12 protein-coding genes are annotated in these 16,557 nt (G+C 61.8%); 7 read left to right on the top strand and 5 right to left on the bottom strand.

Going from position 1 to position 16,557, the window contains the following annotated elements:
* Positions 1 to 344: 344 nt before the first annotated feature.
* From PKE98_RS18805 to PKE98_RS18815, 3 genes are all read right to left on the bottom strand, one after another.
* Positions 345 to 2,063, bottom strand: a complete 1,719-nt coding sequence (locus PKE98_RS18805) for an ABC transporter ATP-binding protein/permease (protein ID WP_271196861.1) — start codon at positions 2,061 to 2,063, stop codon at positions 345 to 347.
* Between the two features lie 184 nt (positions 2,064 to 2,247).
* Positions 2,248 to 2,808 (bottom strand): response regulator transcription factor, encoded by a 561-nt coding sequence (locus PKE98_RS18810; RefSeq protein WP_271196862.1) that lies wholly within the window; start codon positions 2,806 to 2,808, stop codon positions 2,248 to 2,250.
* A gap of 13 nt (positions 2,809 to 2,821) precedes the next feature.
* Complete coding sequence (locus tag PKE98_RS18815) at positions 2,822 to 4,081, bottom strand: ATP-binding protein (RefSeq protein WP_271196863.1); 1,260 nt, start codon at positions 4,079 to 4,081, stop codon at positions 2,822 to 2,824.
* A gap of 181 nt (positions 4,082 to 4,262) precedes the next feature.
* Between PKE98_RS18815 and PKE98_RS18820 the strand changes: the two genes are divergently transcribed.
* From PKE98_RS18820 to PKE98_RS18850, 7 genes are all read left to right on the top strand, one after another.
* Complete coding sequence (locus PKE98_RS18820; protein WP_271196864.1) at positions 4,263 to 4,970, top strand: SIMPL domain-containing protein; 708 nt, start codon at positions 4,263 to 4,265, stop codon at positions 4,968 to 4,970.
* Between the two features lie 391 nt (positions 4,971 to 5,361).
* Positions 5,362 to 6,963: an ABC transporter substrate-binding protein gene (locus tag PKE98_RS18825; protein ID WP_271196865.1), complete on the top strand. Its 1,602-nt coding sequence runs from the start codon at positions 5,362 to 5,364 to the stop codon at positions 6,961 to 6,963.
* Positions 6,964 to 7,028: 65 nt separating this feature from the next.
* Entirely contained in the window at positions 7,029 to 8,645 is a 1,617-nt protein-coding gene (locus PKE98_RS18830; RefSeq protein ID WP_271196866.1) for an ABC transporter substrate-binding protein, read from the top strand.
* 472 nt (positions 8,646 to 9,117) lie between these two features.
* Complete coding sequence (locus PKE98_RS18835) at positions 9,118 to 10,128, top strand: ABC transporter permease subunit (protein WP_271196867.1); 1,011 nt, start codon at positions 9,118 to 9,120, stop codon at positions 10,126 to 10,128.
* Between the two features lie 13 nt (positions 10,129 to 10,141).
* Positions 10,142 to 11,059 carry an ABC transporter permease subunit gene (locus tag PKE98_RS18840; RefSeq protein ID WP_271196868.1) on the top strand — a complete coding sequence of 306 codons (918 nt, stop codon included), beginning with the start codon at positions 10,142 to 10,144 and terminating at the stop codon, positions 11,057 to 11,059.
* 10 nt (positions 11,060 to 11,069) lie between these two features.
* On the top strand, positions 11,070 to 12,059 hold the full coding sequence (locus PKE98_RS18845) for an ABC transporter ATP-binding protein (protein ID WP_271196869.1): 990 nt from the start codon (positions 11,070 to 11,072) through the stop codon (positions 12,057 to 12,059).
* A complete protein-coding gene (locus PKE98_RS18850; RefSeq protein WP_271196870.1) occupies positions 12,056 to 13,030 on the top strand; it encodes a peptide ABC transporter ATP-binding protein in 975 nt (324 codons plus the stop codon). The genes PKE98_RS18845 and PKE98_RS18850 overlap by 4 nt, the downstream gene beginning before the upstream one ends.
* On the opposite strand, the gene PKE98_RS18855 is transcribed toward PKE98_RS18850, so the two are convergent.
* Together PKE98_RS18855 and PKE98_RS18860 are read right to left on the bottom strand one after the other, a co-directional pair.
* Complete coding sequence (locus tag PKE98_RS18855; protein ID WP_271196871.1) at positions 13,017 to 13,352, bottom strand: hypothetical protein; 336 nt, start codon at positions 13,350 to 13,352, stop codon at positions 13,017 to 13,019. The two genes, PKE98_RS18850 and PKE98_RS18855, sit on opposite strands and share 14 nt — an antisense overlap.
* A gap of 384 nt (positions 13,353 to 13,736) precedes the next feature.
* Positions 13,737 to 16,307: a PepSY domain-containing protein gene (locus tag PKE98_RS18860; protein WP_271196872.1), complete on the bottom strand. Its 2,571-nt coding sequence runs from the start codon at positions 16,305 to 16,307 to the stop codon at positions 13,737 to 13,739.
* Positions 16,308 to 16,557 lie beyond the last annotated feature (250 nt).

The following is a 16,557-nucleotide window of genomic DNA, read 5'->3' on the forward strand; positions in this document are numbered from 1 at the left end:
GGAGGGGGTTGAGCGGCATGGATGCCGCGAGAGGCACGATGGGCCAGGGACGGCCCGTCGTGGCGTGCCCCCGGAGCGGCGATGTAACGAGGGAAGTTTTCACGCAGTGAAAACCCAAGGTGGGGGCTAGACCTTTTGCTTACTTTTGGGTGGTCCGGCAATCCGGCGATGCTAAAAGTAAGTCGCGCGTAAGGCGCGAAACAGACCGTTCAGCACACGCGGTAAAACAGAAAAAACAGTCGTCTGATAAACCGAAAAGGTGCGCAAAGCACACCCTACAAAAGCATCACCCGCACACGCGGTGATGAAGACCATCACCGCTCCCGAGAAACAAGCTAAAGCTATCAGGCTTCTACCAACCCCTGATCCACCAACCGCAATTGCCGCGAATGAAACTGCTGCAAACTCGACCGATGCCCAATACTGACGAGACTGCTCCCCGGCAACTTCTCCGTCAGCAACCGATAAACCGCCGTCTCATTCACCTCATCCATCGCGGAGGTGGCCTCATCCAGGAACAACCACCGCGGCTCCACCAACAACGCGCGAGCAATCGCCACCCGCTGCTGCTCACCCGGCGACAACACCCGCTCCCAGTGATCCTCTTCATCCAGCCGCGCCGACAGGTGCGCCAAGTTGCACGCCTGCAACACCTCCTCCAAACGCTCCGAGGAGTACGCATTCTCCGGCTGTGGATAACTCAACGCCGCCCGCAAACTGCCAATCGGCAAATACGGCTTCTGCGGCAAAAACAGACTGCTGTCCGGCAAATTCAACGCCCCGCAGCCAAACGGCCACAACCCACTCAACGCCCGCAACAACGTGCTCTTGCCACTGCCCGAGGCACCGCTGAGCAATACATGCTCACCAGGCGCGATAGTCAGGTCGGAAGGGTTCAACAGCACACGCCCATCGGCCAGGCTCAACTGCACCTGGCTCAGGTTCACCTGCCCGGCCTCACGGGTACGGTGGATGGCGGGGTTGGCGTCCAGACTGTCACCTTCGGCCAAGGCCTGACGGAAACTCAGAATCCGGTCGCAGGTAGCACGCCATGCCGCCAGGCTGGCGTACGCATCGATAAACCAGCTCATGCTCTCCTGCACATTGCCGAAGGCCGAGTTGATTTGCATAAGGTCGCCCAACTGGATCTTGCCGGCGAAGTAACGTGGGGCGGCCACGATCATGGGGAAAATAATGGCGATCTGACCGTAACCGGAGCTGAAGAAGGTCAGGCGCTTTTGCACCTTCATCAGTTCCCAGAAGTTGCCCCACACCTTGTTGAAGCGCCCCATCAGGCGTTGCTGTTCGTTGTTCTCACCGTTGTACAGCGCGATGCTCTCGGCGTTTTCACGAATGCGCACCAGACCAAAACGCAGGTCGGCTTCGTAACGCTGTTGGTTGTTGTTGAGCACGATCAAACGCCGCGCCACCAGATGCACCAGCCAGCTGCCGACCAGCGCGTAGAGCAGCGCGGCCCAGAACATATAGCCCGGCACGTCGATGCCGAAAATTTCCATGCTGCCGGACACGCCCCAGAGAATCACAGAGAACGACACCAGGCTGACCACGTTGCGAATCAGCCCCAGCCCAAGGCTCAGGGTGCTGTCGGTAAAGCTGTTGAGGTCTTCGGCCAGACGTTGGTCAGGGTTATCGGTGTAGCCGGCTTGCTCGAGGCGGTAGTAGTTTTTGTGCGCGAGCCAGGCGGCAAAGTGCTGCTCGGTGAGCCAGCGCCGCCAGCGGATGGTGAGCATCTGCGTGAGGTAGAGCTTGTACACGGCAATGGCAATTGCCACCGCCGCAATCCCGCAGAAGTACAGAATCAGCTGGGTAAACGCTGCGAGGTCTTTGTTTTGCAGCGCGTTGTAAAAGTCGCGATACCAGCTGTTGAACCACACCGAAATCGCCACCCCCACCAGCGACATGGCAATCACCACAATCAGCAGCAACCAGGCCATGCCCTTCTCTTCGCTGCGCCAATAGGCGCTGGCGAGCTGCCACACGCGGGAAAAGAAGTGACTGGGCAGCGCATCATTGACCGCTGAATATTCGGCGTTCTTGCTCATGAGGGGCACTCGCAATGGTTATAAAAAAACGCCTCTGAGGGCGCTCTTGTAGGGGGTGCGAAGTTCGGTGTAACGGCGGATATCGACGGCGTCGATATTCGCCCTACGGTATTCGTCCACGTAGGGCGGATACACCGATTAAGACAGCTTCCAGCGCTCTTGGATAGCCCGCCGAACGGGGAGTTCAGCGCCGTACCGGGCGTTTTTGCAGTTTGCGCTGCAAGGTGCGCCGGTGCATGCCCAAGGCCCGTGCGGTGGCGGAAATATTGCCGTCGTGCTCACCGAGCACGCGCTGGATGTGTTCCCACTGCAGGCGGTCCACCGACATCGGGTTTTCCGGCACCAGGGTGGACAAGTCGGCGTGCTCGGATACCAGCGCCGTCAGCACGTCGTCAGCGTCCGCCGGTTTGCACAGGTAGTTGCAGGCACCCCGTTTGATCGCTTCAACGGCGGTAGCAATGCTGGAGTAGCCGGTAAGAATCACCACACGCATTTCGGCATCGAGTGCCAGCAACTTGGGCAGCAGCACCAGGCCCGAGTCGCCTTCCATTTTCAGGTCGAGCACGGCGTAGTCGGGGATGTCCTGCTCGGCCAGGGTCAGGCCTTCTTCGGCCGAACCGGCGATGGACACACGCAGGCCACGGCGGCTCATGGCGCGCGCCATTACGCGGGTGAAGGTTTCGTCGTCATCCACCAGCAACAGGTGCGGTTGCTCTTCGCCTTCGATGGGGGTTTCTTCGCTCATTGGCTTCTCCGGTTCAGCTTGGCTGACGAGGCAGGCGCAGCTCGGTAAGCGTGCCGCCCTCTTCATGATTGTAGAGTTTCACCGAACCGCCAGCGCGGGTAACGCTGGCCTGGCTCAGAAACAGGCCCAGGCCGAAGCCTTTGCCTTTGGTGGTGATAAAGGGTTTGCCCAGTTGCTCGGCAATGGCCAGCGGCACACCGGCGCCGTGGTCGCGGATGCTGATGCACATTTCCAGCACGTTCCAGTCCACGCGAATATCGAGCTTATCGGCGCAGGCGTCGGCGGCGTTGTTCAGCAGGTTGAGCAGCGCCTGGGTGAGGTCCGGCGGCGGGGCCAGACGCGGAATCGAGCCGATGCCGAGGATCTGATAGCGGTAGGTGGCTTCCGGACGCATCAGGTGCCAGCGGTTGAGGGTGGTTTCCAGCCAGCCGGCCACCGATTGTTCTTCCACCGTCAGGCGCCGGTCGGCTTCGGCGGCGCGCACCAGTTGCTGCAGGGTGTCTTTGCACAGGCGCACCTGTTCTTGCAGCACGGCCAGGTCTTCTTGCAGCAGCGGGTCGGGGTGCTCGCGGCGCAGTTCCTTGATCAGTACGCTCATGGTGGCCAGCGGCGTGCCCAGTTCGTGGGCCGCACCGGCGGCCTGGGTGGCGACGGCGAGCAGTTGCTGGTCACGCATGCTTTCTTCGCGACGCTCGGCCTGCAGTTGCACCTGGCGGCGCACGGCACCGGCCATTTTCACCACGAAGAAGGTAATGAAGGCGGCTGACAGGGCGAAGTTCAGCCACATGCCGAACAGGTGCAGGCTGATCAGCATGGCTTCGTGCTGCACGCCATGCAGGTGCAGCGGGTGGTACCAGATGAGCAGCGCGGTGTAGCCGGTCAGTGCCAGGCCGCTGAGCACCATGGAGTACAGCCAGGGCAAGGTGGCGGCGGCGATGGTCAACGGCACCAGGTAGTAAGACACAAACGGGTTGGTGGAGCCGCCAGAGTAATAGAGCAGCACGCTGTGGATAAGCAGATCGCAGGCCAGCTGCGCGGCGTATTCCAGCTCGGTGACCGGCCAGGGCCCGCGCAGGCGCAAGGCGGTAAGGGCGCAGAGCACGGCGGAGCAGACAAGGGTCAGGCACAGCGGCAGCCAGGGCAGCGGCAGCAGGTCGAGCAGGTAGGCCACGCCCACGGAACTGGCCTGGGCGGCCAGCACCAGCACGCGAATCAGGCTCAGGCGCCACAGGTTTTGGCGACTGGCGGACAGCAGTAACACGGGGGCAAGCATGAGCGCTCCTGATGAGAGCTTCGAAGACGGGCGAGTATAACCACCGGTGCGACAAACAGTGCCAAGTGCGGCAACCAGCCGCAGCGTTTGGCCCGGCAGACGTGTTTGCCCGTGACGGAACCCACCCCCGCCGCTACAGTCTGATGCGCGTAATCCTGCCTCGCGCCAACAAGGAGTTTGCATGTCTTCGCTCAGCCGTCTTACCGCTGCCATCGCCCTCAGTGCTGCCACCCTGGCCGCCCTGCCCAGCCATGCCGATGAGGCTCGCTACAACCAGGTGGCGCTGCGCGCCGAAGTCAGCCAGGACGTGGCCCACGACCTGATGAATGTCACCCTCTATACCGAGGCGCAAAACGACGACCCGGCCAAGCTCGCCGCCGACACCACCGAAACCCTGAACATCGCGGTGGAGCGCGCCCGCCAGGCCAAGGGCGTTACCGTAAAACTCGGCAGCCGTAACAGCTACCCGATCTACGACAACGACGGCCAGCAGATCACTGGCTGGCGCGAGCGCGGGGAAATCCGCCTGGAAAGCGCCGACTTCGCCACCCTGTCCAAGCTCACCGCCGACCTGTTGAAAAACTTGAAGATGGGCGGCATGGACTTCGCCATCGCCAACCCCACGCGCAAAAAAGCGGAAGACGAGCTGCTCAAGGACGCCGTTGCCGCGTTCAAGGCGCGCGCCGATATCGCCACTGCGGCCGTGGGTGGCAAGAGCTACAAGCTGGTGAGCCTGAACCTGAACAGCGCCGGCTTCCAGCCGATTCGCCCAATGCGCATGGACGCCATGGCGTCGATGAGCAAGTCCGCGGCGCCGCAAGAGATTGAAGCCGGCACCAGCGAGGTGACGGTGGCCGCTGATGGTGTGATTGAAGTGCAGATGCCGTAACCCACCTGCTAACGCGGATACCGTAGGGCGAATACCCGAAGGGTATCCGCCGCGGCCTCCACGATCGCAACGGCGGATATCGCCAAGGCGATATTCGCCCTACGCCTGCACCAGGGTTACCGCGCAACGCCCTTCGCGAGCAAGCTCGCTCCTACAGTGCTCCGATCCGAAGCACTTTCCCCGCACACATCTCCCCGTCTTTTCCCCGACTCAGCAGTCAGCCCACCAACAGTTACAAAAACGCGACATCCTCGGACGATCCCGCCACAGCTTCTACACTCTTTGACTTATGTACCTTGTAGTGGGCACACGCCCTGCATAGTTTCTCGCTATTCGGCCGCTCATGACCTGAGGGCCGAACTCGAAAAAATGACAACAACTTGAGGCCACCATGCATAAGAAAGTTGCCCTTCCCTTTGTATTAGCAAGCGGATTGCTCGTCAGCGCTCCATTCGCCCAGGCCGCCAGCACCCTGGTGTTTTGTTCTGAAGGCAGCCCCGCCGGCTTCGATGCCGCGCAATACACCACCGGCACCGAGTTCGATGCCGCCGCCGAAACCATGTTCAACCGCCTCTCGCAGTTCGAGCGTGGCGGCACCGCCGTGGTACCGGGCCTGGCCACCAGCTGGGATGTATCGCCAGACGGCCTCACCTACACCTTCCACTTGCGCGAAGGGGTGAAGTTCCACACCACCGAGTACTTCAAGCCCACGCGTAATTTCAACGCCGACGACGTGCTGTTCACCTTCGAGCGCATGCTCAACAAGGACCACCCGTTCCGTAAGGCCTACCCCACCGAGTTCCCGTATTTCACCGATATGGGCATGGACACCAACATCACCAAGGTGGAAAAGGTCGACGACAAGACCGTCAAGTTCACCCTGGCCGCCGTCGATGCCGCGTTTATCCAGAACCTGGCCATGAGCTTTGCCGACATTCACTCCGCCGAGTACGCCGACAAGCTGTTGAAGGAAGGCAAGGCCTCCGACATCAACCAGAAGCCCATCGGTACCGGCCCGTTCGTGTTCAAGCGTTATCAGAAAGACGCGCAGATCCGCTACATCGGCAACAAGGATTACTGGAAGCCTGAGGACGTGAAGATCGACAACCTGATCTTCTCCATCGTGACCGACGCCTCGGTACGCATGCAGAAGCTCAAGGCCAACGAATGCCAGATCACCCTCAACCCACGCCCGGCCGACCTCGAGTCGCTGAAAAAAGACCCCAACCTGCTGCTGCCTGAGCAGGCCGGTTTCAACGATGGCTACATCGCCTACAACGTGACGCACAAACCGCTGGAACAGCTGAAAGTGCGTCAGGCGCTGGACATGGCGGTGAACAAGAAAGCCATTATCGACGCCGTGTACCAGAGCGCTGGTCAGTTGGCCGTAAACGGCATGCCGCCAACCCAGTGGTCTTATGACGACACCATCAAAGACCCGGCCTTCGACCCGGAGAAAGCCAAGGCGCTGCTCAAGGAAGCCGGTGTAGCCGAAGGCACCGAGTTCACCCTGTGGGCCATGCCCGTGCAGCGTCCGTACAATCCCAATGCCAAGCTGATGGCCGAGATGCTGCAAGCGGACTGGGCCAAGATCGGTATCAAAGCCAAGATCGTCAGCTACGAATGGGGCGAGTACATGAAGCGCGCCAAGGGTGGCGAGCACGACATCATGCTGATTGGCTGGAGCGGTGATAACGGTGACCCGGACAACTGGCTGGGCACCCTGTACGGCTGCGACGCGGTAGACGGAAACAACTTCTCCAAGTGGTGCGACAAGGACTACGACAAGTTGATTCAGGCTGCCAAGCGCACCACCGACCAGGCCAAGCGCACCGAGCTGTACAAGCAGGCACAGCAGATTCTCAAGGCCCAGGTGCCGATCACCCCGATTGCTCACTCGACTGTTTATCAGCCGATGCGCAAATCGGTTAAAGACTTCAAGATCAGCCCGTTTGCCCTGAACTCCTTCTACGGCGTAAGCGTAGAGAAGTAAGCCACCGACAACCGCCTGGTTCGCGCCAGGCGGTTTTTCTTTTTTGTTGAGCGCCGAGGGCATCCATGACAATTCGGGCACTGCGTTTATTGCCTTGCACCTTGTTGCTCGCCCTCAATTTTTCTTACGCCGCTGCCCCCGAACAATCCCTGGTGGTGTGCACCGAAGCCAGCCCCGAGGGCTTCGATATTGTGCAGTACACCGCTGCAACCACCGCCGACGCGTCATCGGAAACGGTGTTTGATCGCCTGGTAAATTTCGCTCCCGGCAGCACCGAGTTGATTCCGGGGTTGGCTGAACGCTGGGACATTTCCGAAGACGGGCTTACCTACACCTTTCACCTGCGCAAAGGGGTGAAGTTTCACCACAGCAAGGCGTTTACGCCGAGCCGCGAATTCAATGCCGAGGATGTGCTCTGGAGTTTCCAGCGCCAGCTCGACCCCAAACACCCCTGGCACGCCCTGGCCAAAAGCGGTTTTCCCTATGCCGAGTCGATGGGCATGGCCGCGTTGATCGCCCGTATCGAAGCGCCGGATGCCCACACCGTGGTGTTTACCCTGACGCATCCGGAGGCACCGTTTCTGGCCGACCTGGCCATGGGCTTTACCTCGATCTACAGCGCCGAATACGCCAGCCACTTGCTAGCCAGCGGCAAACCCGAACAGCTCAATCAACAACCCATTGGCACCGGGCCTTTTGTATTCGAGCGCTACAGCAAGGACGCGCAGGTGCGCTTTCGCGGCAACCCGGATTACTGGGACGGCGCGCCGCCACTCAAGCAACTGATTTTTGCCATCACCCCCGACCCCAACGTGCGCCTACAACGCCTGAAGGCCAACGACTGCCAGGTGGCGGTGTACCCGCGCCCCACCGATGTTCCGGCCCTGCGTAAGGAGCCGAACCTTAAGGTGCTGGAACTCGACTCGCTGCTGATCGCCTACCTAGGCATCAATACCCGCCACCCGCCGCTGGACGATGTGCGCGTGCGGCAGGCCATCAATATGGCGTTCGACAAGGCCGTGTATGTGCGCGCGCAGTTTGGTGAGGGCGGCGCCAGCCCGGCCGTGGCGCCCTACCCGCCGACGTTGTGGGGCAGCGACTCAAGCATTGCCGACTGGCCCCATGACCTGGACCGCGCCCGGCAATTACTCAAGGAGGCCGGCCAGGACAAGGGCTTTGAGCTGACCATCTGGACCCGCCCCGGCGGCGGCCCGACCAACCCCAACCCCGGCATCGGCGCGCAGCTCTTGCAGGACGACCTGGGCAAGCTGGGCATCAAGGCCACCATTCGCGTGTACGAATGGGGCGAGCTGCTCAAGCGCGCCAAGAATGGCGAGCACGATCTGATTTTCATGGGCTGGGCCGGCGACAACGGCGACCCGGATAACTTTCTGACGCCCAACCTTTCCTGCGCCGCCGCGCGCTCCGGCGAGAACCAGGCCGGCTGGTGCAACAGCGAATTCGATGGGTTGATCACCCAGGCGCGCGGCATCAGCGACCAGCGCCAGCGGGCCGAGCTGTACCGCCGCGCCTTGGCGATATTTCATCAACAGGCGCCGTGGATTCCGCTGGCGCACCCCAAGCAATTCAGCGTTATCCGCCGCGATGTGCAGGGCTTTGAGCTGAGCCCCATGGGTTCGAACAATTTCGCCAAGGTGCGGCGCATTGCGCCGTCAGAATGAAGCTACAAAGCCCGCAGGTGCCGTTGGGCCGGCCGTCAGGCAACGCCTATGCTGTGTTGCAGGACCCGGCGAATGGGCGAAAAATACGCGCCCTTTTGGCCAGGCCAACCGGCCAGAGCAACGGGGTGAACCGTTGCGGTTGGCGGGCTTCAAACGTGAGTACCGGGCAGGGGTCGAAATTCCCCCCTCACCCTAGCCCTCTCCCCTGGGAGAGGGGATTGATCGAGTAAGGCGCAACACCACTGCTTTGCCCCTCGCCCCAGCGGGGAGAGGGCTGGAGTGAAGGGGCTGGATTCAGGCCCCTGCACTGAACACGAAAAAACAGCACCACCGTCACGGGCACCACCATTGTCCCGCTGACCCATAACAAGGCGCGCGAACACCCACGCGCAGCCATAAAAAACGCCCGGCGCCGCTGACTCAGTGCAGCGCCAGGTATGCCTAACCGGCTGATGAGGAGCTATACCCCGCGATGTTCACTTTTATTGCCCGACGATTGGGACTACTGATCCCAACGTTCTTTGGCATCACCTTGTTGACCTTTTCGCTCATTCGCCTGATCCCCGGTGACCCGGTGGAAGTGATGATGGGCGAGCGCCGCGTCGACCCGCAGATGCACGCCGAAGCCCTGGAGCGCCTGGGCCTGAACAAGCCGCTCTATGAGCAATACCTGAACTACATCGGCGACCTGGCTCAGGGCAACCTCGGCGAATCGCTGCGCACCCGTGAAAGCGTGTGGCATGAGTTCCTCACCCTGTTCCCGGCCACGCTGGAACTCTCGCTGGCGGCCCTGCTGTTCGCCGGCACCCTGGGCCTGTTGGCCGGGGTGATTGCGGCGCTCAAGCGCGGCTCGCTATTCGACCATGGGGTGATGGGCATTTCGCTGGCCGGTTATTCCATGCCGATTTTCTGGTGGGGCCTGCTGCTGATCATGTTCTTCTCCGTGGGCCTGGGCTGGACGCCGGTGTCCGGGCGCATCGACCTGCTCTACGACATTGAGCCCAAGACCGGTTTCATGTTGATCGACACCCTGCTGAGCGACGAGGAAGGCGCGTTTGTCGACGCCCTGCGCCACCTCATTCTGCCGGCCATTGTGCTGGGCACCATTCCGCTGGCGGTGATTGCCCGCATGACCCGCTCGGCCATGCTCGAAGTGCTGCGCGAAGACTATGTGCGCACGGCGCGGGCCAAGGGCTTGTCGCCGGCACGGGTGATTTTTGTGCATGGCCTGCGCAACGCCATGATTCCCGTGCTCACCGTATTCGGCCTGCAAATCGGCGCGCTGCTGGCCGGTGCTGTGCTGACCGAAACCATTTTTTCCTGGCCGGGTATCGGCAAGTGGCTGATCGAGTCGATTGGTGCGCGTGACTACCCGGTGGTGCAGAACGGCATTCTGTTGATTGCCTGCCTGGTGATTCTGGTCAACTTCGTGGTGGATATCCTCTACGGCCTGGCCAACCCACGCATTCGCCATCAACGTTAAGGGAGGCCTGACCATGACAACTTCTACTTCCAGTCCGGCGCCCGTAGCCGACCCGAGTACGCTCTACCCCTCGCCACTCAAAGAATTCTGGCAGCACTTCGCCCGCAACAAAGGCGCCGTCGCCGGCCTGCTATTCATGCTGGTCATCGTGTTCTGCGCGCTGTTCGCCCCCTGGGTGGCGCCGCATCACCCGAGCGAGCAGTTCCGCGATTTCCTCCTCACCCCGCCGGCCTGGCTGGAGGGTGGCCAGAGCCAGTTTCTGCTGGGCACCGACGAACTGGGCCGTGACTTGCTGTCACGCCTGATCCACGGCGCGCGCCTGTCACTGCTGATTGGCTTGGCTTCGGTGGTGATGTCGCTGATTCCTGGCATCTTCCTCGGCCTGTTGGGCGGTTTTTTCCCGCGTTTGCTCGGCCCGACCATCATGCGTGTGATGGACGTGATGCTGGCCCTGCCCTCGTTGCTGCTGGCGGTGGCGATTGTCGCCATCCTCGGCCCTGGCCTGATCAATACCGTAATCGCCATTGCCGTGGTGTCGTTGCCATCCTATGTGCGCCTGACCCGCGCGGCGGTGATGGGCGAGCTTAACCGTGACTACGTAACAGCCGCCCGCCTGGCCGGCGCCGGGCTGTTCCGCCTGATGTTCGTCACCGTGCTGCCCAACTGCATGGCGCCACTGATTGTGCAGGCGACCTTGAGTTTTTCCTCGGCCATTCTCGATGCGGCGGCCCTGGGTTTCCTGGGCCTGGGCGTACAACCGCCGACGCCGGAGTGGGGCACCATGCTGGCCTCGGCGCGCGATTACATCGAGCGCGCCTGGTGGGTGGTGAGCTTGCCTGGCTTGACCATTCTGCTCAGCGTGCTGGCAATCAACCTGATGGGCGATGGGTTGCGCGATGCGCTCGACCCGAAACTCAAGAATGCCGTCTGAGGAGCCCGCCATGAGCCTGTTGAATATCAAGAACCTGAGCGTGCGCTTCGGCGACGCCAATGCAGTACCCGTGGTCGATGGCCTCGACCTGAACGTGAACAAGGGCGAAGTGCTGGCGATTGTCGGCGAATCCGGTTCCGGCAAGTCGGTGACCATGATGGCGCTGATGGGCCTGATCGACGCCCCCGGCATCATCAAGGCCGACGCCCTCACGTTCGATGGCAGCGACATGCTGACCCTCAAAGGCCGGGCGCGGCGCAAGATCATCGGCAAAGACCTGGCCATGGTTTTCCAGGACCCGATGACTGCGCTGAACCCCAGCTACACCGTGGGTTTTCAGATTGAAGAAGTGATTCGCCAGCACCTTGGCCTGTCCGGCAAAGCCGCCCGCCAACGCGCGCTGGAACTGCTGGAACGGGTGGAAATTCCCGGTGCTGCCAGCCGCTTGAATGCCTACCCGCACCAGTTGTCCGGCGGCATGAGCCAACGGGTGGCGATTGCCATGGCTATTGCGGGCGAGCCAAAGCTGCTGATTGCCGACGAGCCGACCACCGCGCTGGATGTGACCATTCAGGCACAGATCATGGACCTGCTGCTGGACCTGCAACGCGACCGCGACATGGCCCTGGTGCTGATTACCCACGACCTGGCCGTGGTGGCCGAAACCGCCAACCGCGTGTGCGTGATGTATGCCGGCCAAGCGGTGGAAGTGGGCCAGGTGCCGGCGTTGTTCGACGCCCCGGCGCACCCCTACACCGAAGCGCTGCTGGCGGCGATTCCCGAGCACAGCCAGGGCGCCAGACGCCTGGCCACCTTGCCCGGCATCGTGCCCGGTCGTTACGACCGCCCACAGGGTTGCCTGCTGTCGCCGCGTTGCCCGTACGTGCAACAGAAATGCCGCGATGTGCGCCCCACGCTAGACCCCAGCGCCCTGGGTGAAGTGCGCTGCTTCTTCCCGCTTAACCAGCCTAGCCACGCCAACCAGGAGCCCGCACGATGAGCGTAGTACTGACGGCTCGCGACCTTACGCGCCACTACGAGGTCTCCCGTGGCCTGTTCAAACCCCACGCCACCGTGCGGGCGTTGAACGGCGTTTCGTTTGATCTGGAAGCGGGAAAAACCCTGGCGGTGGTGGGTGAATCGGGTTGCGGTAAATCGACCCTGGCCCGCGCCCTGACCTTGATTGAAGAACCCTCCTCCGGCTCGCTGCAAATTGGCGGCCAGGAAGTGAACGGCGCCAGCAAGGCCGAGCGCAAGCAACTGCGCCGCGACGTGCAGATGGTGTTCCAGAGCCCGTATGCCTCGTTGAACCCGCGGCAGAAAATCGGCGATCAACTCGCCGAGCCACTGTTGATCAACACCCATCTGTCACGCAGCGAACGCCGCGAAAAAGTGCAGGCGATGATGCAGCAAGTGGGCCTGCGCCCTGAGCATTACCAGCGCTACCCGCACATGTTTTCCGGCGGCCAACGCCAGCGTATTGCCCTGGCCCGCGCCATGATGCTCAACCCCAAAGTGCTGGTGGCGGACGAACCGACCTCGGCGCTGGACGTGTCGATTCAGGCGCAGGTGCTTAACCTGTTTATGGACCTGCAGGCCGAGTTCAATACCGCCTACGTGTTTATCAGCCACAACCTGGCGGTGGTGCAGCATGTGGCCGATGACGTGCTGGTAATGTACCTGGGACGGCCGGCGGAGATGGGGCCCAAGGAGAAGATCTACGCCAAGCCGCTGCACCCCTACACCCAGGCGCTGCTGTCGGCGACCCCGACCATTCACCCAGACCCGGCCAAGCCGAAAATCAAGATTGTCGGTGAACTGCCCAACCCGCTGAACCCGCCAAGCGGCTGCGCCTTCCACAAGCGCTGCCCCCATGCGACCGAGCGGTGCGCAAGCGAAGAGCCGCAGCTGCGCTTGCTCGATGCGCGGCAGGTGGCGTGTCACCACGCCGAGGTGATTAACGGGTTGTGATACCTGATAGATTCTGGATCCCCGCCTGCGCGGGGATGACGGTGTGGTGTGGAATATCCCCGTCATTCCCGCGCAGGCGGGAATCCAGAATCGCAGCCGAGCGCATCACCCACTCAATACACATCCCGCCGATACCGCCGCTGCTCGGACAACTGCACCAACACTGCTTTTTGGGTGTGCTCCGCGCACCATCGCGCTCGCCGATGTAACCCGGGATACCCGCCTGCGCGGGGATGACGGTGTAGTGTGGAATATCTCCGTCATTCCCACGCAGGCGGGAATCCAGAATCGCAGCCGAACGGATCAGCCACTCAATATACATCCCGCCGATACCGCCCCTGCTTGATCAACTGCACCACCACTGCTTTTTGGGTGTGCTCCGCGCACCATCGCGCTCCCCGATGTAACCTGGGATACCCGCCTGCGCGGGGATGACGGTGTAGTGTGGAATATCTCCGTCATTCCCGCGCAGGCGGGAATCCAGATCGCAGCCGAACGCATCACCCACTCAATACACATCCCGCCGATACCGCCCTGCTCGGTCAACTGCACCACCACTACTTTTCGGGTGTGCTCCGCGCACCATCGCGCTCGCCGATGTAACACGGGATCCCCGCCTGCGCGGGGATGACGGTGTAATGTGGAGTATCTCCGTCATTCCCGCGCAGGCGGGAATCCAGAATCGCAGCCCGAGCGCATCACCCACTCAATACACATCCCGCCGATACCGCCCCTGCTCGGTCATCTGCACCACTACCTCATCTCCCAACACCTGGCGCAACGCCTGGTCCACCCCTTCGGCCATGCCCTTCAAGCTGCCGCAGACGTAAATCGCCGCGCCATCATCCACCCACGCCTTGAGCTCATTTGCCGCCGCCAAAAAGCGATGCTGCACGTAGACTTTCTCCGCTTGATCGCGGGAGAACGCCAAGTCCAACCGCGCCAACTGCCCGCTATCCAACCAGCCCAACAGCTCATTGCGGCAGAAGAAGTCGTGGGCCGCATTACGTTCGCCGAACACCAGCCAATTGCGGTTCAAGCCCTGGTTGACGCGTGCTTTGAGCAAGCTGCGCAGCCCCGCCAAGCCAGTGCCGTTACCCAGCAAAATCAGCGGCCGCGGTTCGCTCGGCAGATGGAAACCACTGTTGCGCCGCAGACGCAGACTGATGCCCTCGCCCACCGAGGCATGCACACACAGCCAACCAGAACCCAGGCCCACGCTGCCGTCCGCATGGGTTTCAACCCGCACCAGCAGTTGTAGCACGCCGTCTTCCATTACCGACGCGATGGAGTATTCACGGGCGTTGATTGGCACCAGCGCATCCACCAGGGCTTGCGCATGCAGGCCGACCAGATGCTCGCGGCTGCCCGGCAGCTGACGGTAGGCCAGGGCCTGAGCAAGCGTCTCCTGCAAACCGGCGATCTGCACCTGGGTGCTCGCAGCGATACCCAGCCCGGCAAGAAAGTTATCCACAGCAGCACTGCTGTTGCGCGGCATCACCTCCACCAGGTCACCGGCTTGCCAGCTGTGGTCGCCTTCGGGCGGCGTCAGGTTGAGCAGGTAAGTCGGCGAGCCGGCGCTGCCGGGGTTGAGCAGCTCGCGGGCGCTGAGCGTCCAGTTGCCGTAGGTGGGCGCCTGCCAGGTGGCCGGTACCGCGCTGCCGGAAATCTGCGCAAGTTGCTGTTGCCAGTGCTGCAGGGCGGCGCTGTCGCCGTTGTCGACTTCCACGGTAGCGAACAGCGGGTTACCGCCCTCCTGGCTGAGCCAGCCTTGCAGGCGATGAGCAAAGCCGCAGAAGTGCTGATACTGCCGGTCGCCCAGGGCCAGCACGGCGTATTTCAGTTCGCTGAGGCCCAGGTTCTGACCCAATAGCTTGCGCTCGAAACCACGGGCGCTGTCCGGTGCTTCGCCGTCGCCAAAGGTGCTGACTACAAACAGCGCATTACGCGCTTCACGCAGTTGCTGCGGGCTAAGGCTGGCCAGCTGCTGCACCTTTACGGCGAAGCCCTCGGCCTGCAATTGGCCGGCGCTTTGCCAAGCTAATTGCTCGGCAAACCCGCTTTGGCTGGCGAAGCCGATCAACCAGCTTTCGCCATCGGCCGACACGGCGTTAACGCCACCACGGGCTGCCCGCACCTGGCGCTTTTTACGGCGACGGTCGAGGTACAGCAGCCAGCCAGTAATAAAAAACAGCGGCATGGTCAGGCTGGCGGCGGTGACCAGAATGCGTCCGGGCAGGCCGAAGTAGCTGCCTACGTGCAGGGCGTAGATGCTGGTCAGCAATTGCTGGCCAAAGGGCTGTTCGGTGTACAGCGTGTGTCGCCGCACCTTGCCGGTTAAAGCATCAAGTTGAATTTCGTTCATCGCCCGTTCGTGGGCAGCGTCTTGCAGCAGATAAACCACTTGTACCGGCTGTTTGGCGTCCTGCGGAAGGCGGATGTTGTACATCGCCAACTGCGGGCCGGCCGTCTGGGTAACGCTGGCCCACAGTGCGTCGTAGTTGATTGGCACCGGCTCCGCAGCCTGTGGCGGCGGGCCTTTGCGTTCACCACGGCCGCCTTCACCGCGACCACCACCGGGCTTGCCACCTCGTTCACCTGCCGGGGCACTACCCAGCAGCGCATAGGCGCCCTGGTTAAACCATTGGTAAGACCAGGTCAGGCCGGTGACCGAGGCCAACAGGTAAAAGACCAGGCACCAGGTACCGGCCACGGCGTGCAAATCCCAATTGAAGGCGCGGCCCTTCTTGGCCCAGTCGAAGGTTAGCCAGGTGCGCCAGCTCAGCGCGTTGCGCGGCCACCGCAGGTACAGGCCGGAGAGGCAGAAAAACAGCAGCATCAAGGTACAGGCACCGGTGATGTTTTTGCCGAACTCGCCCATGGCCAGAAAACGATGCAGCTGGAACATCAGGTCAAAAAAGGCTTTGCCGGTCGGCTCGCCCAGCAGTTCGCCGGTGTAAGGGTCCAGGTAACGCATCGGCCCACGGCGCTCGCCCGGCTTGGGCATAAAGAACACCTGCGAAGCTTTGTTCTCCAGGGTGAACACCCGTAAGCCGGCGACCCCCATGCCGGCGGCGGCCTGCGCTTTTTCAACCAATCGTGCTGGCGGCAATACGCCGGTTTCAAGCACCTGCACTTGCAGGACGTCGGGGTTCAGGGCGGTGGAAATTTCATCCTGAAATGAATACAACGCCCCCGTGATGCCCATAAGGGACAGCACCAGCCCGCCCGTGATACCGAAGAACCAATGCAGTTGAAATACCACGTTCTTGAACACAACAACCTCACCTGAACCGGCGCCCTAGAGCGCTGCAAACCGTTAGTAGCGGCGAATTCTATTTGAGAATACCTAGCAACCACGCAACCTTTACGAATCGTTTACTAACACGAGCTTCCCGCCCATCTGCCTCGCCAATAAAAAGCCCCGAGCGACACATCGCTCAGGGCTTGCGCAGCGGCGGATGCAACACCGCTGGTTCTGCTCAGGTGGTTACATCCTTGGCTGTTGCTGTTCTGACACAGAGTTT

The organism is Pseudomonas turukhanskensis, from assembly GCF_027922365.1.
Classification (GTDB): domain Bacteria; phylum Pseudomonadota; class Gammaproteobacteria; order Pseudomonadales; family Pseudomonadaceae; genus Aquipseudomonas; species Aquipseudomonas turukhanskensis.